Origin of the sequence: Geodermatophilus africanus (assembly GCF_900107105.1) — a bacterium.
Lineage (GTDB): Bacteria > Actinomycetota > Actinomycetes > Mycobacteriales > Geodermatophilaceae > Geodermatophilus > Geodermatophilus africanus.
This window is the reverse complement of the sequence record NZ_FNOT01000012.1, coordinates 41,438-62,769: the sequence shown is the minus strand read 5'-3', so window position 1 is coordinate 62,769 and position 21,332 is coordinate 41,438. Positions and strand designations below refer to the sequence as shown.

General features: G+C 75.5%; 19 protein-coding genes. 11 read left to right on the top strand and 8 right to left on the bottom strand.

The features are described from left to right. Positions 1–154: 154 nt before the first annotated feature. The 5 genes from BLW63_RS19050 to BLW63_RS19030 all read left to right on the top strand — a co-directional run bounded on the left by BLW63_RS19050 (position 155) and on the right by BLW63_RS19030 (position 6,294). Positions 155–679, top strand: coding sequence for an RNA polymerase sigma factor (locus BLW63_RS19050; RefSeq protein WP_244522669.1), 525 nt, complete (start codon positions 155–157; stop codon positions 677–679). Beyond that, the gene (locus tag BLW63_RS19045) at positions 663–1,742 is read left to right on the top strand and encodes a hypothetical protein (protein ID WP_091159768.1); all 1,080 of its coding nucleotides are present in this window, start codon (positions 663–665) and stop codon (positions 1,740–1,742) included. The genes BLW63_RS19050 and BLW63_RS19045 overlap by 17 nt, the downstream gene beginning before the upstream one ends. Then, positions 1,739–2,740 carry an ABC transporter ATP-binding protein gene (locus BLW63_RS19040; protein ID WP_091159765.1) on the top strand — a complete coding sequence of 334 codons (1,002 nt, stop codon included), beginning with the start codon at positions 1,739–1,741 and terminating at the stop codon, positions 2,738–2,740. Before BLW63_RS19045 ends, BLW63_RS19040 begins: the two co-directional genes overlap by 4 nt. After that, positions 2,737–3,594 carry an ABC transporter permease gene (locus tag BLW63_RS19035; protein ID WP_091159762.1) on the top strand — a complete coding sequence of 286 codons (858 nt, stop codon included), beginning with the start codon at positions 2,737–2,739 and terminating at the stop codon, positions 3,592–3,594. Before BLW63_RS19040 ends, BLW63_RS19035 begins: the two co-directional genes overlap by 4 nt. 96 nt (positions 3,595–3,690) lie before the next feature. Further along, positions 3,691–6,294 (top strand): bifunctional FO biosynthesis protein CofGH, encoded by a 2,604-nt coding sequence (locus BLW63_RS19030; protein WP_091159759.1) that lies wholly within the window; start codon positions 3,691–3,693, stop codon positions 6,292–6,294. Positions 6,295–6,363: 69 nt separating this feature from the next. Here the strand turns inward: BLW63_RS19030 and BLW63_RS26985 are convergent, their stop codons facing one another. Beyond that, positions 6,364–7,209, bottom strand: a complete 846-nt coding sequence (locus BLW63_RS26985; protein WP_170856860.1) for an ATP-grasp fold amidoligase family protein — start codon at positions 7,207–7,209, stop codon at positions 6,364–6,366. Between the two features lie 99 nt (positions 7,210–7,308). Here BLW63_RS26985 and BLW63_RS26980 point away from each other — a divergent pair, with 99 nt between their 5' ends. Genes BLW63_RS26980 through BLW63_RS19010 form a run of 4 tightly spaced genes read left to right on the top strand, consistent with a single transcriptional unit; the run spans position 7,309 to position 10,535 of the window. After that, positions 7,309–7,908 (top strand): hypothetical protein, encoded by a 600-nt coding sequence (locus tag BLW63_RS26980; RefSeq protein ID WP_170856859.1) that lies wholly within the window; start codon positions 7,309–7,311, stop codon positions 7,906–7,908. A 36-nt stretch (positions 7,909–7,944) separates the two neighbouring features. Further along, on the top strand, positions 7,945–8,340 hold the full coding sequence (locus BLW63_RS19020; RefSeq protein ID WP_091159945.1) for a VOC family protein: 396 nt from the start codon (positions 7,945–7,947) through the stop codon (positions 8,338–8,340). A gap of 41 nt (positions 8,341–8,381) precedes the next feature. Continuing rightward, positions 8,382–9,395 carry an NADPH:quinone reductase gene (locus BLW63_RS19015; protein WP_091159754.1) on the top strand — a complete coding sequence of 338 codons (1,014 nt, stop codon included), beginning with the start codon at positions 8,382–8,384 and terminating at the stop codon, positions 9,393–9,395. Positions 9,396–9,407: 12 nt separating this feature from the next. After that, positions 9,408–10,535 (top strand): glycerate kinase, encoded by a 1,128-nt coding sequence (locus tag BLW63_RS19010; protein WP_091159751.1) that lies wholly within the window; start codon positions 9,408–9,410, stop codon positions 10,533–10,535. 31 nt (positions 10,536–10,566) lie between these two features. Here BLW63_RS19010 and BLW63_RS19005 read toward each other — a convergent pair whose 3' ends face one another. From BLW63_RS19005 to BLW63_RS18990, 4 genes are all read right to left on the bottom strand, one after another. Then, positions 10,567–11,421: a cyclase family protein gene (locus BLW63_RS19005; RefSeq protein WP_091159749.1), complete on the bottom strand. Its 855-nt coding sequence runs from the start codon at positions 11,419–11,421 to the stop codon at positions 10,567–10,569. Between the two features lie 255 nt (positions 11,422–11,676). Next, the gene (locus BLW63_RS19000; protein WP_091159746.1) at positions 11,677–12,831 is read right to left on the bottom strand and encodes an acyl-CoA dehydrogenase family protein; all 1,155 of its coding nucleotides are present in this window, start codon (positions 12,829–12,831) and stop codon (positions 11,677–11,679) included. After that, positions 12,831–14,831, bottom strand: a complete 2,001-nt coding sequence (locus BLW63_RS18995; RefSeq protein ID WP_091159743.1) for an acetyl/propionyl/methylcrotonyl-CoA carboxylase subunit alpha — start codon at positions 14,829–14,831, stop codon at positions 12,831–12,833. The genes BLW63_RS19000 and BLW63_RS18995 overlap by 1 nt, the downstream gene beginning before the upstream one ends. Before the next feature lie 28 nt (positions 14,832–14,859). Next, the gene (locus tag BLW63_RS18990; RefSeq protein ID WP_091159741.1) at positions 14,860–15,045 is read right to left on the bottom strand and encodes a hypothetical protein; all 186 of its coding nucleotides are present in this window, start codon (positions 15,043–15,045) and stop codon (positions 14,860–14,862) included. A gap of 98 nt (positions 15,046–15,143) precedes the next feature. Between BLW63_RS18990 and BLW63_RS18985 the strand changes: the two genes are divergently transcribed. Beyond that, positions 15,144–15,668 carry a ferritin gene (locus BLW63_RS18985; protein ID WP_091159739.1) on the top strand — a complete coding sequence of 175 codons (525 nt, stop codon included), beginning with the start codon at positions 15,144–15,146 and terminating at the stop codon, positions 15,666–15,668. A gap of 4 nt (positions 15,669–15,672) precedes the next feature. Here BLW63_RS18985 and BLW63_RS18980 read toward each other — a convergent pair whose 3' ends face one another. After that, the gene (locus BLW63_RS18980; protein ID WP_091159736.1) at positions 15,673–17,286 is read right to left on the bottom strand and encodes a carboxyl transferase domain-containing protein; all 1,614 of its coding nucleotides are present in this window, start codon (positions 17,284–17,286) and stop codon (positions 15,673–15,675) included. Positions 17,287–17,343: 57 nt separating this feature from the next. Here BLW63_RS18980 and BLW63_RS18975 point away from each other — a divergent pair, with 57 nt between their 5' ends. Further along, positions 17,344–17,937 carry an SACE_7040 family transcriptional regulator gene (locus tag BLW63_RS18975; protein WP_091159734.1) on the top strand — a complete coding sequence of 198 codons (594 nt, stop codon included), beginning with the start codon at positions 17,344–17,346 and terminating at the stop codon, positions 17,935–17,937. Between the two features lie 109 nt (positions 17,938–18,046). Here BLW63_RS18975 and BLW63_RS18970 read toward each other — a convergent pair whose 3' ends face one another. Further along, positions 18,047–19,930 (bottom strand): hypothetical protein, encoded by a 1,884-nt coding sequence (locus BLW63_RS18970; RefSeq protein WP_091159732.1) that lies wholly within the window; start codon positions 19,928–19,930, stop codon positions 18,047–18,049. A 108-nt stretch (positions 19,931–20,038) separates the two neighbouring features. Continuing rightward, positions 20,039–21,229, bottom strand: a complete 1,191-nt coding sequence (locus tag BLW63_RS18965; RefSeq protein WP_091159729.1) for a hypothetical protein — start codon at positions 21,227–21,229, stop codon at positions 20,039–20,041. Positions 21,230–21,332: the final 103 nt, after the last annotated feature.

The following is a 21,332-nucleotide window of genomic DNA, read 5'->3' as shown; positions in this document are numbered from 1 at the left end:
CATGGGCAGGCATCCTCGACGGGTGTCACATCTCGGCCCCGGGCGGTGCTGTAGGGACATGGAGCTCGTTCGACCCCCGCGACCCGAGGCCGTCCTGGCCCTCCCGGGCACGGGGCACCGCAGCGCCACGGGCGGGATCGGGGGGACCGACGGCGTGGCGGTAGCGCGGGCGGTCCCCGGGACCGTGCGCGCCGACCTCGGCGAGGTCTTCCGCCTGGAGTACCCGCGGGTGGTCGGCGTGGCCGCCCGGGTGCTCGGGTCGCGGGACTGGGCCGAGGACGTCGCGCAGGACGTGTTCCTGTCCTTCGCCCGCTCGTCGGTCCCGGCCGGCGAGGCCCGCGGCTGGCTCTCGGTCGCCGCGGCCCACACCGCGCTGAACCTGCTCCGCTCGGGACGCCGCCGCGCCTCCCGCGAGGAGACCGCCGCCGCGGCGGACGACGCCGTCGCGCCCGACGTGGCCGACGCCGTCGTGACCCTCGAGGAACGCCGCCGGGTGCGCGCCGCGCTCGCCCGGCTGCCCCGCAAGCAGGCCGTGGCCCTCGTGCTGCGGCACAGCGGCATGGGCTACGCCGACGTCGCGGCGGCCCTCGACCTGTCCCCCGGCAGCGTCGGCACGACCGTGCGGCGCGCCGAGTCCGCGCTGCGGAAGGAGCTGGATCGCCATGCGTCATCCGACTGAGGGCGTGCTGCGCCGTCTCGTCGACGAGCCGGCCGGGGTCTCCGACGCCGACCGGCAGCACGTCGCCGACTGCCCCGTGTGCCTCGTCGGCCTGGCCGCCGCCCGCGAGGACGCCGCGGCCGTGGGGGCCGCGCTGCACTCCGACGGCGCCGCCTCCCCCGACCCCGCGGCCGCGTGGCAGCGGCTGTCCACGGCGCTGCCCGCCCGAGCCGCGACGCCGGCACCGGCGGCTCCCCGGCGGCGCCGCGGGCTGCTGCACCGTCCGGCCGCGGCAGTGCTCGCCTTCGTTGTCGTCCTCTCCGGTGCCGGTGTCGCCGCGGCGAACGACTGGCTGCCGATCTTCCGCACCGAGCAGGTCGCCCCGCTCGAGGTCAGCAGCACCGACCTCGTGGCGCTGCCCGACCTCACCGCCTACGGCGACGTCGAGCTGACCGGGGACGGCGGCCCGCACGCGGTGCCCGACGCCGCGGCCGCGCGCGCCGAGACCGGCCTGGACGTCCCCGAGGTGGGTGCCCTCCCCGAAGGCGTGGCCGGCGAGCCCACGTACCAGGTGGTCGGCGAGCTGAGCGGCGTCTTCACGTTCTCCGCCGAGAAGGCGGCCCAGGCCGCGGCGGCGTCCGGGGAGTCCCTGCCGCCCCTGCCTGTGGGCCTCGACGGCAGCCGGGTGCGGCTCACCGCCGGTCCGGGTGTCGCGGCGGTGTGGTCGCAGCCCTCGGGGGTGCCCACGCTGGTGGTCGGCCGCGCGGTGGCCCCGTCGGCGTCGTCGTCCGGCGTCCCGTTCGAGACCGTCCGCGACTTCCTGCTCTCGCTGCCGGGCCTGCCCGAGGACCTGGCAGCCCAGCTGCGCACCTTCACCGCCGACGGCTCCACCCTGCCGATCCCGGTGCCGGCCGACCAGGTGGAGACCTCGCAGGCGGAGGTCGGCGGCCTGCCCGCCACCGTGCTGGAGTCGCATGACCAGGCCCTGGCCGCCGTCGTCTGGGTCGACGAGGGCGTCGTCACCCTCGTCGGCGGCAGCGTCAGCACCGAGGAGATTCTCGCCGTCGCCGGGGACCTCGGGTGAGCACGGCCGACGCACCTCCGCTCGCCGGCCCGGGCGACCCCGCCGTCCGGGCCGCGGCGCAGCTGGTCCGCGACCTGCCGCCGTCCCCGGCGCTGTGGTGCGACGGCCTGCGCAAGCGGTACGGACGGCGCACCGCGGTGGACGGCGTCTCGCTGTCCGTGGGCCGCGGTGAGGTGGTCGGCCTGCTCGGACCGAACGGGGCCGGGAAGACCACGGTCATCAAGATGCTGCTGGGCCTGGTCCGGCCCGACTGCGGCGAGGTGATGGTGCTCGGCCGGCCGGGCAGCGACCCGGCCGCCCGCGCCGGGGTCGGCTACCTGCCCGAGCTGTTCCGCTACCAGCCCTGGCTGACCGCGGCCGAGGTGCTCGGGCTGCACGTCCGGCTGGCCGGCGCCGACATCCCCCGGGACGAGCAGCACGGCTGCCTGGAGCTGGTCGGGCTGGCCGCCCGCGCCGACGACCGGGTCGGCGGCTTCTCCAAGGGCATGCAGCAGCGGCTGGGCCTGGCCGTCGCGCTGGTGGCCCGCCCGGAGCTGGTGGTGCTCGACGAGCCCACCAGCGCCCTCGACCCGCTCGGCCGGGCCGACGTGCGCGACGTGGTGCTGTCGCTGCGGGGGCGGGGCGTGGCGGTGCTGCTGAACTCGCACCTCATCGGCGAGGTGGAGCGGGTGTGCGACCGCGTGGTCGTCCTCGACCGCGGCCGCGTCGCCGCCTCGGGCACGCTGGCCGAGCTGCTGGGCCGGCGCGAGGTGCGGCTGCACCTGACCGCGCTCGGTGCCGACGGGCAGGCGCGGCTGGCCGCCGCCGGGCCGGTGGAGCGCGAGGGCGAGTGGTTCACCGTCGGGCTGTCGGCCGAGGACGACGGGACGACCGTGCCGGATCTGGTGCGCGACCTGGTGGCCCTGGGCGCGCGGGTGCACGCCGTGGAGCCGGCGCGGATCAGCCTGGAGGAGCGCCTGCTCGGCATCCTCCGCGCCGGGGCCGGGGACCGGTCGTGACCACGCGGACCGTCCTGACCGTCGCGGGGCTCACCCTGCGCGAGGCCGCCCGCCGGCGGGTCGTCTGGGCGCTCCTGGCACTGACGGTCGTGCTGCTCGCGCTCAGCGCCTGGGGCTTCTCGAAGCTGGTCGGGCTGGACACCGAGCTCGGCACCATGACCAGCGGCGAGGCGCGCCTGGTGGCCTCGCTGCTGCTCAACCTGATCATGTTCGGGCTCAGCCTCATCGCGGCGATCGGCACGGCGTTCCTCGCCGGGCCCACGCTGGCCGGCGAGCTGGAGTCGGGGCAGGCACTGGTCATCCTCGCCCGGCCGGTCCGACGGTCGTCGGTCCTGCTCGGCAAGTGGCTCGGCCTGGTCGCCTTCGGCGGCGGCTACGTGGTGCTGGCCGGCCTGGCGCAGATCCTCGTGGTCGCCGCCACGGTCGGCTACTGGCCCCCGGCGCCCGCGACCGGGCTCGCGCTGCTCGCGGCGGAGACGGTCGTGCTGCTGACCCTGGCCCTCCTGCTGTCCAGCGTGGTCTCGACCATGGCGTCGGGCATCGTCGCCGTCGGGCTGTTCGGGGCGACCTGGGTCGCGGGCGTGGTCGGTGGGATCGGCGGGGCGCTGGGCAACGACGGCGTCGAGAGCGTGGGCACCGTGTCCCGGATCCTGCTACCCACCGACGGCCTGTGGCGCGGCGCCATGAGCGCGTTCCAGGACCCGATCGCGCTCGTCCAGATGGGCCCGGGTGAGGGCGGGTTCCCCTTCCTGAGCGAGGCCACGCTGTCCCCCGCCTACCTGGCGTGGGCCGCGGTGTGGATCGCCATGGTGTGGGCACTGACCGCGCTGTCCTTCTCCCGCCGCGACGTGTGAGAGAGGACGCCGTCCCGTCAGCTCCATGATCGTCGAGAGGCGGGCGACGAGTAGCCCGGGCCCGGCAGCGGGGTCCTTCTACTAGCGTCGGGCGCGATGACCGAGCCGCTGAACCCGTCGGAGTCCGCCGTCCGCCGCGCGCTGGCCCGGGCCGAGCGCGGGGTGACCCTGGACGCCGTCGAGGCCGAGACGCTGCTGCACGCCCGCGGCCTGGGCGAGGGTGAGCCGCTGGACCGGCTGCTGACCGCGGCCGGCCGGGTCCGCGACGCGGGGCTGGCCTCCGCCGGGCGTCCCGGTGTGGTCACCTACAGCCGCAAGGTGTTCATCCCGCTCACCCACCTGTGCCGCGACCGTTGCCACTACTGCACGTTCGTGACCACGCCCGGGCAGCTGCGGGCACAGGGGAAGGCGCCGTTCCTCTCCCCCGACGAGGTGCTCGAGGTCGCCCGGGCCGGCGCGGCGCTCGGCTGCAAGGAGGCGCTGTTCACCCTCGGCGACCGCCCGGAGGACCGCTGGCCGGTCGCGCGTGAGTGGCTGGAAGCCCACGGCTTCGACTCCACCCTGGCCTACCTCCGGGCGATGGCGATCCGGGTGCTGGAGGAGACCGGGCTGCTGCCGCACCTCAACCCCGGGGTGCTGAGCTGGGAGGAGATCCAGCGGCTCAAGCCCGTCTCCGCCTCGATGGGCATGATGCTCGAGACCACGGCCATCCGGCTGTGGTCCGAGCGCGGCGGCCCGCACTTCGGCAGCCCCGACAAGGAGCCCGCCGTCCGGCTGCGCGTGCTCGAGGACGCCGGCCGCTCCGCCGTCCCGTTCACCACCGGCGTGCTGCTGGGCATCGGCGAGAGCTACGCCGAGCGGGTGGACGCCGTCGCCGCGATCCGGGCGTCCGCGCAGCGGCACGGGCACGTGCAGGAGGTCATCGTCCAGAACTTCCGGGCCAAGCCGCGGACGGCGATGGCCGCCCACGACGACCTGGCGCTGCAGGAGTACGTCGCCGCTGTCGCCGTCACCCGGCTGCTGCTGGGCCCGAAGGCGCGGGTGCAGGCCCCGCCGAACCTGAGCGACTCCACCGAGCTGGGCCTGCTGCTGCGCGCCGGGGTCGACGACTGGGGCGGCGTCAGCCCGCTGACCCCGGACCACGTCAACCCCGAGCGGCCCTGGCCCAACATCGACAAGCTGGCCGTCCTGTCGGCCGAGGCCGGGTTCGAGCTGCGCGAGCGGCTGGCCGCCCAGCCGCCGTACGTGCTCTCCCCTGAGCCATGGCTGGACCCGCGGGTGCGCCCGCACGTCGCCGCACTGGCCGGCCCGGACGGGCTCGCGGTGGAGGGGCGCACCCCCGCCGGGCTGCCGTGGCAGGAACCCGACGCGGCGTGGACGTCGTCCGGGCGGACCGACCTGCACGTCGAGGTGGACACCACCGGGCGCACCGCCGACCGGCGCAGCGACTTCGACGCCGTCTACGGCGACTGGGCCGAACTCCGCTCCCGCACCGAGTCGGCCCGGTCGGCGGGGTCCACCGCTCTGTCCGCCGGGGACCCCGCGGTGCACGCCGCCCTCCGGTCGGCCGAGAGCGACCCGGCCGGGCTGACCGACGCCGAGTACCTCGCGCTGCTGGGCGCCGACGGCACCGACCTCGACGCGCTGTGCGGGCTGGCCGACGCCGTCCGCCGGGACACGGTCGGCGACGACGTCACCTACGTTGTCAACCGGAACGTCAACTTCACCAACGTCTGCTACACCGGCTGCCGGTTCTGCGCGTTCGCCCAGCGGCGCACCGACGCCGACGCGTACACGCTCTCGCTGGAGGAGGTCGGCGCCCGCGTGAACCGGGCCTGGGCCGCCGGCGCGACCGAGATCTGCATGCAGGGCGGCATCCACCCCGACCTGCCCGGCACCGCCTACCTCGACCTCGCCCGCGAGGTGAAGCGCCGGCAGCCCGGCATCCACCTGCACGCCTTCTCCCCCATGGAGATCGTCAACGGCGCGGCCCGCACCGGACTGTCGTTCGCCGACTTCCTGACGGCGGCTCGCGAAGCGGGGCTCGACTCCGTGCCCGGCACCGCGGCGGAGATCCTCGACGACGACGTCCGCTGGGTGCTCACCAAGGGCAAGCTGCCCACCGCCACGTGGATCGAGATCATCACCACGGCACACCGGGTGGGGATCCCGACGACGTCGACGATGATGTACGGCCACGTGGACACCCCGGCCCACTGGGTGGCGCACCTGCGCACGCTGGCGCGGGTGCAGGACGAGACCGGCGGCTTCACCGAGTTCGTGCTGCTGCCCTTCGTGCACCACAGCTCGCCGATCTACCTCGCCGGCGTCGCCCGCCCGGGACCGACGGTGCGGGAGAACCGCGCGGTGCACGCCGTCGCCCGGCTGCTGCTGCACGGGCGCATCCCGAACGTCCAGACCTCGTGGGTGAAGCTCGGGGACGTCGGCACGCGGGCGGTGCTGCAGGGCGGCGCCAACGACCTCGGCGGCACGCTGATGGAGGAGACGATCAGCCGGATGGCCGGCAGCGAGAACGGCTCGTCGAAGACCATCGCCGAGCTGGAGTCCATCGCCGCCGCGATCGGCCGCCCGGCCCGGCAGCGGACGACGGAGTACGGCACCCCGTCGGCGGAGCGGCTGGCGACCGCCCGCTCGGAGGAGGGCCGCCGCGCGCTGGACCTGTCGATCACCCCGGTGTGAAGCGGCGAGATCGCCGATCTGGCACGCTCCCGGACGCACAGCCGTGCGAGATCGCCGAACTCGCCGGGCTCAGCCGCGGGTGTGCCGCAGCGGCGGGCGCGTCCAGGCGTCGCCTAGCCAGGCGTCGAGGTCGGGCTCCAGCGGGGACAGCCCCGCGCCCGGGTACGGGGTGAGCTCGCCGAACCACAGCTCGCCGTCCGCCTCGTAGCAGTCGATCCGCAGCATGTCGAAGCCGTCGGCCAGCGCGGTGGCGGCCTTGAGCAGGTCGTCGAGCCGCTCGGGCGGGTCGGCGTCCGGACCGGGCCGGTAGCCGATGGTCCAGGGCAGCGGCCCCCACTCCGGCGAGTAGAGCCGGGCGCGGTGATCCCCGTCCCGGCCGGTGTGCAGCTCCACCAGACGGGGCTCGCCGCCGACGACGAGCACCTTGAGGTCGGCCGGCACCACGCCCGGGAGACCGACGAACTCCTCGACCAGCAGGCACGGCCGCGCCCGCCGGTAGGCCCACTCCTCGCTCTTGCGCCAGTACCGCTCCCCCACCCAGCCCGCGGTGCGCCGGCGCAGCTCGGCGACGTCGGCCGGGCCTCGGCCGAACAGCCGGCGGATGCAGGAGTGGTTGGGCTTGAGCACCCAGTGCGCGGGCAGGTCGACGTCCACCAGCTCGCCGACGTCCGTGCCCGACCACAGCGTCTCGGGGACCCGCACCAGGCCGGGCGCCAGCCGGCTGGCGTGCTCCTTCATCGCCAGCTTGTCGCAGGTGGGCGCGAGCAGCTCGCGACGGTCGAGGGTGATCCGCCAGTTGAGCTTCTCGGTGAAGGTGCGCGGCCCCAGCAGCGGCGGCAGGTGCCCGGTGGCCTGCCGGTACAGCAGGGTCCGGCGCACCGGCGAGGGCAGGACGCCGGAGCGCGGGACGAGCACCCCGCAACCCCAACAGCCGGGACCGCGACCGGCAACGCGAGACGCGGTCCGCGTGCCACCTGCGCCGCAGGGGTAGCGCCTGCCGGGAGGGGGACGGCGATGCGGACGGCGACAGCGGGGTGGGCCGGAGCCGCGGTCGCCGTCGTGCTGGGCGCCTGCACCTCGACCGTGGCGGGGACCGCGTCCCCCGGCGGCCCGCCCGACCTCGAGACGGCGCTGTCGGGGGAGCTCCCCGGCTCCCGACGGGTCGACGCACCGCCGCCGCCCTGGCAGCTGTGCACCACCGCGCCGGGCACCCCGGCACCGCGGCTCGACCCCGCGCTCGGGGAGCCGGTGGCCGCCGGCCACAGCTCCGGGGAGGTGACCCTGCACCTGTACGCCTGGGCGACGTCGGTGCCGATGGTCGCCGCGGCCATCCTCGCCCAGGCGGAGGCGGAGGCGCCGGACTGCGCGTCGGCACCACCGTCCCCCGATGCCGGACCGGGTGGCCGGGTCGTCCGGTCGGTGGACGACTGGGCGGGATCTGGCTGGACCGGCGTCCGGATCCGCACCGAGGTCCCCGGACCGGATGCGTCTGTCCGCGAGACCCGGCTGGTGCGCTCCGACGAGGTGGTCGTGCTCGTCGTCGCCACCGGAGGCGACCCCGTCTCCCGGGTGGTCGACGACCACCTGGCCGCGGTCGCCGACCGACTGGGCTGAGCGCTCCTGTCAGCAGCTCCCCCTACGGTGATCGCCATGCCGAAGCAGGTGTTGCCGTTCCTCATGTTCCAGGGCGACGCGGGGCCCGCGCTCGACCTCTACACGTCGCTGTTCGACGACGCGCGCGTCCTCGAGCTCACCCGGTGGGGGGCCGACGGTGCCGGCGTCGAGGGCACGGTGCAGGGCGCCAGCCTCTCGATCGCCGGGCAGGTCTTCCGCTGCTTCGACAGCCCGCCGGTCCACGACTTCACCTTCACGCCGTCCTTCTCGATCTGGGTCGAGACGGCGTCGGAGGAGGAGCAGGACCGGCTGTTCGCGGGCCTGTCCGAGGGGGGTGCCGTGCTGATGGAGCTCGGCGACCACGGCTTCAGCCGCCGGTTCGGCTGGGTGAACGACCGCTTCGGCGTCTCCTGGCAGCTCAACCTGGCCTGAGCCGCCGCGCGGGGCTGAGCCTGACCGGGTAGGACGGTTCCGTGCGAGCCATCGTCTACACCGAGAACGGCGACCCCGACGTCCTGCAGCTGGTGGAGCGCCCGGACCCCGAGCCCGGCCCGGGCGAGGTGCGGGTGCGGCTGACCTTCTCGGGCGTCAACCCGACCGACTGGAAGCGCCGGCGCACCGCCCCACCCGCTGCCGACGGCCAGGTGCCCGACCAGGACGGCTCGGGCACGGTCGACGCCGTCGGCGAGGGTGTGGACCCGGTGCTGGTCGGCGAGCGGGTGTGGGTCTGGGAGGCGGCCTGGCAGCGCCCGCACGGGACGGCGGCCGAGTACACCGTCGTCCCGGCGCGGCAGGTGGTGCTGCTGGGCGCCGGGCCCTCCTTCGAGCTCGGCGCGGCGCTGGGCATCCCGTTCCTCACGGCGCACCGCTGCCTGACCGTCGCCGAGTCGCTGCCCGACCGGCTCGGGCCGGGCGCCCTGACCGGGCACACCGTCCTCGTGCAGGGCGGGGCCGGCGCGGTCGGCAACGCCGCCATCCAGCTGGCCCGCTGGGCCGACGCGACGGTGATCGCCACGGTCAGCAGCCCGCGCAAGGCGCAACTGGCCGCCGCGGCCGGCGCCTCGCACGTCGTGGACTACCGCCGGCAGGACGTCGTGGCCGAGGTGCGCAAGGTCGCGCCGAAGGGCGTGGACGCGATCGTCGAGGTCTCCGCCGCGACCAACGCCGCCGTCGACGCTCAGGTGATCGGCCTGCACGGGGCGGTGGCCATGTACGCCGACGACGGCGGCGCGGAGGTCACCGTGCCGGTCCGCGCCCAGATGAACGCCAACGCGCGCTGGCAGTTCGTCCTCGTCTACACCGAGCCCGACCGCGCCAAGGCGATCGCCGTGGAGGACGTCAACGCCGCCGTCCTGGACGGCGCGGTGCGGGTCGGTGAGGACGCCGGCCTGCCGCTGCACATCTTCCCGCTGGCCGAGACCGCGCAGGCGCACCGCGCGGTCGAGGACGGTGCCGTCGGCAAGGTGCTGGTCGACGTCACGGCCTGACAGGATCGCCGAGTGCCTCGCGTCCTCGTCGCCCCGGACAAGTTCAAGGGATCGCTGACCGCGACGGAGGTGGCCGACGCGGTCGCGCGCGGGCTCACCGCCGGGCGGCCGGACGTGGCGGTGAGCCGGCTGCCCGTCGCGGACGGCGGTGACGGCACGCTCGCCGCCGCGCTCGCCGCGGGCTACGAGGCGGTCCCGGTGACCGCGTCCGGCCCGACCGGCGAGCCGGTGGAGACCGCCTACGCCCGGCTCGGCGACGTCGCCGTCGTCGAGATGGCCGACGTCTCGGGGCTGGGTCGGCTGCCCGGGGGCCGGTTCGCGCCCCGCACCGCCACCAGCCGCGGCACCGGGGAGCTGGTCGCCGCGGCGCTGGCCGGGGGCGCCCGCCGGGTGGTCCTGGGCATCGGCGGCAGCGCCACCACCGACGGCGGCGCCGGGCTGCTGCAGGCCCTCGGCGCCCAACTGCTCGACGCGGACGGCGCACCGGTGGGGCCTGGCGGTGCCGGACTCGAGCGGCTGGCCCGCGTGGACGTCGGCGGGGTCGCCGCCGCGCTGTGCGGTGCCGAGGTCGTCGTGGCCTGCGACGTCGACAACCCGCTGACCGGCCCCTCGGGCGCGGCCGCGGTCTACGGCCCGCAGAAGGGCGCCGACCCCGACGACGTCGCCTTCCTCGACGGCTGCCTGGCCCGGCTGGCCGACGCGGTCGCCGAGGCCACCGACCACGACCTGCGGGACGAGCCGGGCGCGGGCGCCGCCGGCGGGGTCGGGTTCGCGGCGCTCGCCGTCCTCGGGGCGCAGCTGCGGCCGGGCATCGACCTGCTGCTGGACCTGCTCGGCTTCGAGCGGCTGGCGGCCGGCGCCGACCTGGTCGTCGTCGGTGAGGGGTCCCTCGACGGGCAGAGCCTGCGTGGCAAGGCGCCGGTCGGCGTCGCCCGCCGGGCCCGCACGGCCGGCGTCCCCGCGGTGGTGGCGGTGTGCGGGCGCCGGGAGCTGGACGACGCGGCGCTGCGGGCGGCCGGCATCGACGCCGCGCACGCCCTCACCGACCTCGAGCCCGACCCCGACCGCTGCATGACCGAGGCCGGCCCGCTGCTGGAGCGGCTGGCCCGCCGGATCGCGGAGGAGCGGCTCCCGACCTGACGGGGCGCGTGCTGCCGGGCCACCCCGAGGTTCACCAGGAGGCGAAGACGCGCGCGGGACCGCCCGACCCCTCCTCGAACGGGATGAGGCCGACCGCGATCGTCGCGCCCGTGGGTGGGAGGCGGTCGAGGTGGGCGAGGTTCTCCATCCCGTAGCGGTCGGCGCCGCTGAGCAGGAGGTGGGTGTCGAAGGTCGTGGACACGCCCGGGTCGAGGCTGAGCGTGTCGACACCGAGGCTGCGGATGCGCCGGTGTGCCAGCAGCCACTCGCAGGTGTCCGGACCGAAGCCGGGGAAGTGCAGCGTCCCCGCCGCGTCCGCGCCGCGGTAGGCCTCCGGATCGCCGATCCGGCTGCCCCAGCCGGAGTCCATGAGGACGGCGGCGTCGTCCGGGATGCGGCCGTGGCGCTCCTCGTGCGCGCGGACGTCGTCGATCGTCACGACGGTGTCGGGGTCGTCCGCGGCGCGCGTGCTGATGTCGATGACGACGGCGGGCGTAACGAGCTCGTCGATCCGCAGCTCGGGCGCGAGGCGACCGCCCGGCGTGAAGTGTCCCGGCGCGTCGACGTGGGTGCCGGTGTGCTCGAAGACGCGCCACTCCTGCTGGTAGTAGCCGTTCTGCTCGATCGTCACGGCGGTGCGGCGCGACGGCGTCTCGGTCGGCAGGAACATCGGCAGGCTCGTGGTCAACGGGTGCGTGAGGTCGCACAGGCCGCGTCTGCCCCAGTTCGGACCTCTGGTTGTCCGGTCCTCGGCCCGAGCCGTTCCGGTCAGCGCGGCGGTCACGGCCGCGGCCGCTCCACCCACCAGCGCTGTCCGCCGGGAGAACCCGGCCCCGGTCCCGTCGCGGTGCTGCTGCGCCACCCTGCCGGTGTGCTCCGTGCACATGCGCGGCTCCGTCGTCCCCGTGGAATCGGGCTGCCCTGGGCTCGGGCGCCCGCGCACCATAGCCCTCGGACCGGCCGCGGGACCGCCCGTCGCTGCGCGGTGCCGAGCGGCTCCCGACGTGACCCGGTGAGATCGCCGATCTCGCACGGCTCCGGGGTCCGGAGCGTGCGGGACCGGCGATCTCGACGGGACAGCGGCCACCCTTCAGGGGCCCTCCGCCTGAGTCTGCGAGGCGTGGGGGAGGGTGGTCCTTCCTCAGCCGACGCCGAGGTCGCGGGCGATGAGCATCCGCTGCACCTCGCTGGTGCCCTCGCCGATCTCCAGGATCTTCGCGTCCCGGTAGAAGCGGCCGACCGGGAACTCGTTCATGAACCCGTAGCCGCCGTGCACCTGGGTGGCGTAACGGGCGTTGTCCATCGCGGCCTCGGAGCTGTACAGCTTGGCGATGGAGGCCTCGCGCCCGTACGGCTCGCCGCGCAGCATCTTCTCGGCGGCCCGGTAGTAGGCCAGCCGCGCGGTGGAGGCGCGCACCTCCATGTCGGCGATCATGAACTGGATCGCCTGGTTGCGGCCGATCGGCTGCCCGAACGCCTCCCGCTGCGCCGCGTACTTCACGGACTCGTCGACGCACCCCTGCGCCAGCCCGACGGCCAGCGCGGAGATCGCGATCCGACCCTCGCCGAGGATGGAGAGGAACTGCGCGTAGCCGCGGCCGTGCTCCCCCACCAGGTTCTCCGCCGGCACCCGGCAGTCGGTGAACGAGAGCTCCCGGGTGTCCGAGGCGTTCCAGCCGACCTTGGAGTACCGCTTTCCCACGCTGAAGCCCGGCGTCCCCGAGGGGATCGCGATCGCCGAGATCTCCTTGCCGCCGTCGGGACGGGTGCCGGTGACCGCGGTGACGGTGACCAGCTCCGTCAGGTCGGTGCCCGAGTTGGTGATGAACGCCTTCGACCCGTTGACCACCCAGTGGCCGTCCTCCAGGCGCGCGGTGGTGCGGGTCGCGCCGGCGTCCGAGCCGCCACCGGGCTCGGTCAGCCCGAAGGCGGCCAGCGCCTCGCCGCTGCACAGCCGCGGCAGCCACTGCTGCTTCTGCTCCTCGGTGCCGAACCGGTAGATCGGCATCGCGCCCAGCGAGACGCCGGCCTCGAGGGTGATCGCCACCGACGAGTCGACCCGCGCCAGCTCCTCGAGCGCGACGCAGAGGGTGAAGTAGGTGCCGCCCGACCCGCCGTACTCCTCGGGGAAGGGCAGGCCGAACAGGCCCAGCTCACCCATCTGCCGCACGATCGCGGTGGGGAACTCGTCGGCCTCGTAGAACGCGCCGATCTGCGGTGCGATCACGTCGTGCGAGAACTCGCGCACGACCTTGCGCAGCGCCTCGGTCTCCTCGTCGAGCCGGTAGTCCAGCATCACGTCTCCTGCTCAGGGGAGGTGGCCGGTGGGATCACCACGGCCACCCGCTCGTCGAGCCGGACCTGTTGGCCGGCCGTCACGCCGAGCTCGGTGACCGTCCCCGCGAGGGGTGCGGTCAGCACGTGCTCCATCTTCATCGCCTCGACCACCAGCAGCGGCGCCCCGGCCTCGACCCGGTCGCCGACCGCGGCCTGCACCAGCGTCACCGTCCCGGGCATGGGTGCGGTGACGGCGCCGTCCCCGGCCGCGCCCTCGGCGGCGGCGTGCAGCCGCTCGTGCTCGCGCAGCGCGGTCACCCGGCCGTCGGCGGCCAGCCACAGCTCCCCGCCGGAGTGGACGACGGCGTACCGCGCGGTGACGCCGCCGAGGGTCACGGTCAGCTCGTCGCCGTCCCTCGACGCCGAGGCGCGCACCGGGTCGACGTCCCCGACCCGGATCTCGGCGTCGGCCGCCCGGCCCCGCACCCGCACGGTCACCGGGTCACCGCCGGCGGCCTGCAGCCGGCGCACCGTCCAGGCCGGCTCGCCCAGCCGCCAGCCGTCGGGGACGTCCCAGCGGTCGACGACCGGACCGGTCGGCTCGTCCTCGAGCAGCTCGTACAGCGCGGCGGCCGCGTACGCGGACGGCGGCACCGGCTCGGCGGCGGTCAGCGCGTCGCCGCGGCGCTCGATGAGCCCGGTGTCGAGCCGCCCGGCGACCACGTCGGGGTCGGTGAGCAGGGCCCGGAGGAACGCGGTGTTGGTCGGCACCCCGAGGACGGCGGTGTGCCCGAGCGCGCCGACCAGGCGGGCGCGGGCGGTGTCCCGGTCCGGGCCCCAGGCGACCACCTTGGCCAGCATCGGGTCGTAGTCCGTGCCGACGACCGAACCCACGGCCAGCGAGCTGTCCAGGCGCACCCCCGGCCCGGCCGGCTCGCGCAGGCCGAGCACGGTGCCGGTCTGCGGGAGGAAGCCGCGGGCCGGGTCCTCGGCGTAGAGCCGTGCCTCGATGGCGTGCCCGTCGAGGCGGACGTCGTCCTGGGTGAACGGCAACGGCTGCCCCGCGGCGACCCGCACCTGCAGCTCGACCAGGTCCAGGCCGGTGACCAGCTCGGTGACCGGGTGCTCGACCTGCAGCCGGGTGTTCATCTCGAGGAAGAAGAAGTCGGTCGGCCGCTCGGCGTCGACGATGAACTCCACGGTGCCGGCGCCGGTGTAGCCCACGGCCCGGGCGGCCTCCACGGCAGCGGTGCCCATCGCGGCGCGGGTGGGGGCGTCCAGCAGCGGGGACGGCGCCTCCTCGATGACCTTCTGGTGCCGGCGCTGCAGGCTGCACTCCCGCTCGCCGAGGTGGACGACGGTGCCGTGCGCGTCGCCGAGCACCTGCACCTCGACGTGCCGCGCGGAGCCGACGTAGCGCTCGACGAGCAGGGTGTCGTCGCCGAAGGAGCCGCGGGCCTCGCGCCGGGCGGCCGCGATCGCGTCGCGCAGCTCGGCCTCGGCCCGCACCACCCGCATGCCCTTGCCGCCGCCGCCCGCGCTGGGTTTGAGCAGCACGGGGAAGCCGACCTCGACCGCGGCCGCCGCGACCTCGTCGTCCGACATGCCCGGCTCGGTCCGCCCGGGGACGACGGGGACGCCGGCGGCCATCACCGTCTGCTTGGCGCGGATCTTGTCGCCCATGGCCTCGATCGCGGCCACCGGCGGGCCGATGAAGACGACCCCGGCCTTCTCGCAGGCGCGGGCGAACTCGACGTTCTCCGACAGGAAGCCGTAGCCGGGGTGCACCGCCTGGGCGCCGGTGCGGGCAGCGGCGTCGAGCACCCGCTCGATCGACAGGTAGCTCTGCGCCGCGGGCGACGGACCGATCGGGACGGCGACGTCGGCCTCGCGGACGTGCCGCGCGCCGGCGTCCGCCGCGCTGTACACGGCGACCGAGCGGATGCCCATCGCCCGCAGCGTGCGGACCACCCGGACGGAGATCTCGCCGCGGTTGGCGACCAGGACGGTGTCGAACACGGCTCAACACCCCCCGCCGGGGGTGCGGTCAGGCCGCCTTGCGGGTGCTCTTCGCGAGCACCTTGCCGGCCTTGTCCAGCTTGACCAGGCGGCGCTTCTTGACCGTGTAGCCCGGCGGCAGCGTCCCCTCGGCGAGGGCGCGCAGGGGGCACCGCTTGCAGCGCGGCTTGTCCTCGCAGCACTTCTTCTTCGGCATGCGCCCGGACTTGGCCACGCGGTGAGGTTAGCCTCGCCTTCTTGGGCGGTCCACGGGCACCGGCGTGTCACCGGATAGCGTCCGGTGAACGCCACCTCACACGTCCGGGAGACCCGATGGCCGCCCCTGCCTTCGTCGAGCTGCTGAACACGCAGATCGGCAACGAGTTCGCCGCCCACCAGCAGTACGTGGCGTGCGCCGTCTACTTCGACGAGCTGACCATGCCGCGGACGGCGCAGCTCTTCTTCGACCAGGCGCTCGAGGAGCGCGAGCACGCGATGATGATGGTCAAGTACCTGCTGGACTCCGACGCGCCCGTGCGCATCCCGGGCATCCCCGCCCCGGTCAACGAGTTCGCCGACGTCGTCGCCCCCGTGGCCCTGGCCCTGGAGCAGGAGAAGCGGGTCACCGAGCAGATCAACGCGCTGATCGGCGTCGCGCGGCGGGAGAGCGACTTCGCCTCGGACCAGTTCATGCAGTGGTTCATCAAGGAGCAGATCGAGGAGGTCAGCAAGATGAGCGACCTGCTCACCATCGTGAAGCGCTCCACCCACGACCTCGAGACGATCGAGGACTACGTGCTCCGCGAGGTCACCGCCGAGGCCGCCGACCCCACGGCGCCACCGGTCGCGGGGGCGTGAGCGGCTACATCCGGAAGACGCCATAGCCAACCTCCTCCAACGGGGCATTCGCGCAGGCGGACAGGGCCAGACCGAGGACGGTGCGGGTCCGGGCGGGGTCGAGGACGCCGTCGTCCCACAGCCGGGCGGTCGCGTAGTACGGGTGGCCCTGGGTCTCGTACTGGTCGCGGATCGGCTTCTTGAACGCCTCCTCGTCCTCGGCCGGCCACTCCTCGCCGCGGGCCTCGAGGCCGTCGCGGCGCACCTGGGCGAGCACCGAGGCGGCCTGCTCCCCACCCATGACCGAGATGCGGGAGTTGGGCCAGGTGAACAGGAACCGGGGCGAGTAGGCCCGGCCGCACATCGAGTAGTTGCCGGCGCCGAACGAGCCGCCGACGACGACGGTCAGCTTGGGGACGCGGGCGCAGGCGACGGCGGTGACCATCTTGGCGCCGTGCTTGGCGATGCCACCGGCCTCGTAGTCGCGGCCGACCATGAACCCGGAGATGTTCTGCAGGAACAGCAGCGGGGTGCTGCGCCGGTCGCATAGCTCGATGAAGTGCGCGCCCTTGAGCGCGGACTCGGCGAACAGCACGCCGTTGTTGGCGACGATGCCGACCGGGTGGCCGTGCAGGCGGGCGAAGCCGGTGACCAGCGTCTGCCCGTACAGCGGCTTGAACTCGGCGAAGCGGCTGCCGTCGACCAGCCGGGCGATGACCTCGCGGACGTCGTAGGGCGTGCGCGGGTCGGGCGGCACCACGTCGTAGACCGACTCCGGCGGGTGCAGCGGCTCCTCGACCGGTTCGACGTCCCACGGCCGGGGCGCGCGCGGGCCGAGGGTGCCGACGATCTGGCGGACCAGTTGCAGCGCGTGCGCGTCGTCCTCGGCCAGGTGGTCGGTGACCCCGCTGACCCGGCTGTGCAGGTCTCCCCCGCCGAGCTCCTCGGCTGTCACGACCTCGCCGGTCGCCGCCCGGACCAGCGGCGGGCCGCCGAGGAAGATCGTGCCCTGCTCGCGGACGATGACCGCCTCGTCGCTCATCGCCGGCACGTAGGCCCCGCCGGCGGTGCACGAGCCGAGGACGGCGGCGATCTGCGGGATGCCGGCCTTCGACATGGTGGCCTGGTTGTAGAAGATCCGGCCGAAGTGCTCGCGGTCGGGGAAGACCTCGTCCTGCATCGGCAGGAAGGCGCCGCCGGAGTCGACCAGGTAGACGCAGGGCAGCCGGTTGTGCAGCGCCACCTCCTGCGCCCGCAGGTGCTTCTTCACCGTCATCGGGTAGTAGGTGCCGCCCTTGACGGTCGCGTCGTTGGCGACGACGACGACCTCGCGGCCGGCGACCCGGCCGATGCCGGTGATGATCCCGGCGGCCGGCGCCTCGCCGCCGTACATGCCGTGCGCGGCCAGCGGCGAGAGCTCGAGGAACGGGCTGCCCGGGTCGAGCAGCGCGTCGACCCGCTCGCGCGGCAGCAGCTTGCCCCGCGCGGTGTGCCGCTCGCGGGCCCGCTCACCGCCGCCCTCGGCGACCCGGCGCAGCTGCGCCGCCAGGTCGGTGGCGAGCGCGGCGTGGGCCTCGGCGTTGCGCGCGGCGGCCGCGCCGTCGGTCGTCGGCCTGCCGGCCAGCACGGGGGCGTCCACGGCGGGGATGTTAACGGTGGTTCACGAACGGGGTCAACGACCGTTAACATCCCCGCCGTGACGGACACCAACACCGCGCTGCACGCGGACGCGGCCCGGCCGTCGCGCCGCGAGCAGATCCTGCGGGCCGCCGCGCAGCTGTTCGCCGAGCGCGGCTCGCGGGCTGTGGGGGTGGACGACGTCGGCGCCGCGGTCGGCGTGACCGGCCCGGCGATCTACCGGCACTTCGCCAGCAAGGACGCGATGCTGGCCGAGATGCTGCTGCGCATCAGCGAGCGGCTGCTGGAGGGCGGCACCTCCCGCGTGGCCGCCACCGGGGACGACCCGATGGCCCAGCTGCGCACACTCATCGCCTTCCAGGTCGACTTCGCGCTGGACAACCCCGCGCTGATCACCGTGCACGACCGCGACCTCGGCTCGCTGTCCGCCGAGGAGGCCGCGCAGGTGCGCCGGCTGCAGCGCCGGTACGTCGAGGTGTGGGTCGACGTCCTGGGGCGGGTGCACCCGGAGTCCGACGCCGCCACGAACCGGGTGCGCGCGCACGCCGTGTTCGGGCTGGTCAACTCGACCCCGCACAGCGCCGGCCGGCTGCCCCGCCGACGGACGGCCGCGCTGCTCGCCGCCATGGCCGAGGCCGCCGCGACCGCGTGAGCCGTCCCCGATGATCAGGTGAGCTGGTCATCGCGGGTCCTGGCTCACCACTGGGCGTGAGCCAGGACCCGCAACGGTCAGCTCAGCTGATCGTCGCGGAGGTCGCCGATCAGCCGGCCGTGGGCTGCGGCATCGGCAGCACCAGCGCGTTCGAGGCGACGACGTCGAGGTCGGCGGTCGACCCGGTCGACCCGGTGCCCGCCCAGGCGGTCTCGACGACTGTCACGGCGCTGCCGGAGACGGCGCTGGCGTACTGCGCACCGGAGAGCCGCTCGGGGCCACCCGGGTAGCGGACGCCCTCGCGCAGCAGGTCGCTCACGTTGCCGCTGCCGTTCTGGTCGGCGAGCGTGCGCAGCGCCCGGGCCCCGTCGGCTCCGCCCATGTCGGCCACCGACACCGAGACGACGACCGGCCGGCCGCCGACCTCGGTCGAGTACAGCGCCCGCGCCAGACCGGCGCAGTCGGTGGCGGTGAAGAAGTCCGCCACCGCGCCGTAGCTGTTCCCGACACAGGTGGGGTCGGTCTGGACCCGCTGGGCGACGAAGGTGCGGCCGTCCACCGTCTCGATCTGCCCGGGCTGCGGCCCCGTCGCGGCGTCGGCGAGGGCCACGGCCTGCCCGTCGCCGGCCGGCGAGGCGTCGGCGGCCGCCCCGTCGTCGCCACCGGACAGCGAGGTCAGGCCCACCACGAGGAGGACGACGAGCAGCAGGCCCACCGCCGCCAGCAGCGCTGTCCGCCGCCACGAGCGCCGGCGCGGTCCCACGAGCGGGACACCGGTGGACCGGGCAGCGGAGGGGGCGGGGCGGGGCTCGACGTGGACCGGCGACGCGGCGGCCGGCTCGGGAGCGACCGGCGCGACGGCGACCGGCGGGACGGCGACCGGCGCGACGGCGACCGACTGAGGGGGATCCGGCTCGGCGGCGGCGAACAACCCGCCCAGGCCGCCGGACTCCTCGCGGAGGCCGACCGTGGGCCCGACCAGGGTGTCCCGTGCGGCCGGCACCGGCGCGGGGGGCGCGGAGGCCCCGGACGGCACGGCGGCCGGCACGGGGGGCGCGGAGACCCCGGACGGCACGGCGGCCGGCGCCGGGATCGCGGGCGCCACGGCGAGGTCCTGGGCGCGCGTGCAGGCCGGGGCGGCGGCACGGGCAGCCGCCTCGTCCGCGCGGATCGCGGCGGCGGCCACGGCCGCGGCCGCCGCGGGGTCGACCAGCGGGCGCGGGGGCTCCGGCGCGGCGGCGTGCGGTGCCGGGTGGCGCGGCGCCGGCGGGACCGGGTGCTCGGCGCCCGACACCGCCGCCGCCATCGCGGCGGGGGCGAGCAGCTCGGGCGTGCGGAGCACGTAGGGCGAGTACGGGAAGCCCTCGCCGTTGAGCTCCTGGGTGGTGGGCACCCGGCCGTCGAGCTCGAGCGCCTCGAGCGCGGCGCGCACGTCGGCCGTCGTCCACAGCCGGGGGTTGGCCACGCCGGTGTAGCGCGACGAGCGGGCGATGCCCAGCAGCAGCGAGCGGGGCTCGAGCAGCGCGACCTGGTCACCCTCGCCGAGGTCGCCGTCCGCGGGCACCAGGCCGGTGAGGTCGCCGACCAGCACGGTGAGGCGGGCGATCCGGCCGGGCTCGAGGCCTGCGCGGCGCAGCCGCACGGCGGTGTCCATGCCGGCACGCATCAGCCCGTCCAGGGGGGTGGACCCGCCGCCGGAGAGCTGCAGCACCTCGCCCGGGCGGCCGGCCTCGGGGCCGACCGTCCACGAGCCCTCGGGCAGCGCGGTGACCACGCCACGCTGCCGGGGCACCTCAGCGATGCGGACGACGGCCAGCCCCTCCGGCACGAAGAGCACCGCGTCGGAGATCCGGCGGCCCACCGGCCCGTCGAGGACCGGCAGGGAGGCCATGACCGCACCCCGGACCGCGCCGCCGGTGTCCCAGCGGGTCAGTTCGGCGAAGAGCGCACGCTCCCCCGCCGTCTGCAGCGGCCGGGGGGTCAGGGCGAGCACGTCGGTCCTCCGGGGGCGGGGAGCAGGGCCGGTGGGACGGCGTCGTCGCGCGGTCACCGGGAGGGGCTGCCTCGACGCTACGTCATGTGACGGGCCGGTCCGGGACGCTCAGCGGGTCGGCGCGCCGTGCTCCCCGTGCTCGTCGAGCGGCACGCACCAGGCGGCCAGCGACCGGCTCCGGGCCACCGCGTCGAGCAGCGCCCACAGCAGGGTGGCCACCAGCGCCGTGGCGACGACGACCTCCGGGCGCCAGTCCCACGGGGGCAGGGCGCCGACCGCGTCGAGCCCCGCGCCGGCCAGGTAGGTGACCCCGGCGAGCAGCGGGCCGGCCAGCCAGCCGGGCAGCCGGCAGGTTCCGGCGAGGTCGACGGCGACCGCGCCGGCGAGCAGCGCCAGCGGCAGCACCGAGGGCGGGAAGCCGATCGCCACCAGGCCCAGCCACATCGCGGCGCGGTAGGCCAGGTAGACGGCCGCGACCGTCGTGGCCGCCCAGCGCAGGCCGGTGACCCGCCGGACGACGACGAGCGTCACAAGCCCGGCGCACAGCAGCCAGGCCGGGTGCACCCACGCCGGCACCGGCAGCATGAACGACGTCGGGCTCTGCGCCTGGGCGACGGCGAAGTCCAGCAGCTGCGGCTCGGCCGTCGTCCGGCCGGCCTCGTAGGCCCGCAACGAGAGGACGCCGTACTCCTGGTGCTGGTTGGGGAACAGCACGTTCTCCGCGAAGAACAGCCACAGGCCCAGCGCGACGGCGTCCCGCACCCGGCCGGGCGCGGCGTACAGCCACCAGCCGCGCAGCGCCCCCGCCAGCATCACGGCCGTCCCGATGTACAGCAGCGCGTGGCTGGGGCTCCAGCTGGTGATGTCCAGCCCGTTGAGCCGGTGGTTGACGATGTCGACCGGGACGGCGACCAGGAACAGCGCAGTGCCCACCTGCATCAGCCGCAGCGCCCGGCGGTCGACGCCGTAGCCGGTGTAGCTGGAGAAGAGGACGAGCGCGACGACGACGACGGTGCCCGCGGAGTTGAGCAGGTGCGGCGGGGCGAGGTCGTCGCGCAGCCACCGGAAGTGCCAGGAGACGTCCCACGACGAGCCGAGCATCTTCAGCAGGAAGGCGCCCAGCCAGGCCGTGTAGATCCAGCGCAGCTCCTGCTGGGTCGTCGGGCGGCCGGGGCGGCCCGGCGTGACGTAGGCCGGCCACAGCCACCGGAGGGTCGCGACCGGGTGGGCGACCGCGGCCCTCACCGAGCCAGGGGCCGGCGGAGCCGCGCGGTCGACGACGGGGGCGGCGTGGGGCACGGCGGTACTCCTGGGCTCGGGGCGGTCCGGCGGAGCCTAGCGGCGCGCAGGGCACGATCCCGGCTTCCGAGCGGTACGGGAGTGGCGGGTTCCGTATTGCCTG

Bases quoted from the DNA above. Each gene is read 5' to 3' on its own strand.
- BLW63_RS19005 (WP_091159749.1), bottom strand. From the start codon at position 11,421: ATGTGCACGGAGCACACCGGCAGGGTGGCGCAGCAGCACCGCGACGGG.
- BLW63_RS19020 (WP_091159945.1), top strand. From the start codon at position 7,945: ATGCCGAAGCAGGTGTTGCCGTTCCTCATGTTCCAGGGCGACGCGGGG.
- BLW63_RS18985 (WP_091159739.1), top strand. From the start codon at position 15,144: ATGGCCGCCCCTGCCTTCGTCGAGCTGCTGAACACGCAGATCGGCAAC.
- BLW63_RS19030 (WP_091159759.1), top strand. From the start codon at position 3,691: ATGACCGAGCCGCTGAACCCGTCGGAGTCCGCCGTCCGCCGCGCGCTG.
- BLW63_RS26980 (WP_170856859.1), top strand. From the start codon at position 7,309: ATGCGGACGGCGACAGCGGGGTGGGCCGGAGCCGCGGTCGCCGTCGTG.
- BLW63_RS19000 (WP_091159746.1), bottom strand. From the start codon at position 12,831: ATGCTGGACTACCGGCTCGACGAGGAGACCGAGGCGCTGCGCAAGGTC.
- BLW63_RS19045 (WP_091159768.1), top strand. From the start codon at position 663: ATGCGTCATCCGACTGAGGGCGTGCTGCGCCGTCTCGTCGACGAGCCG.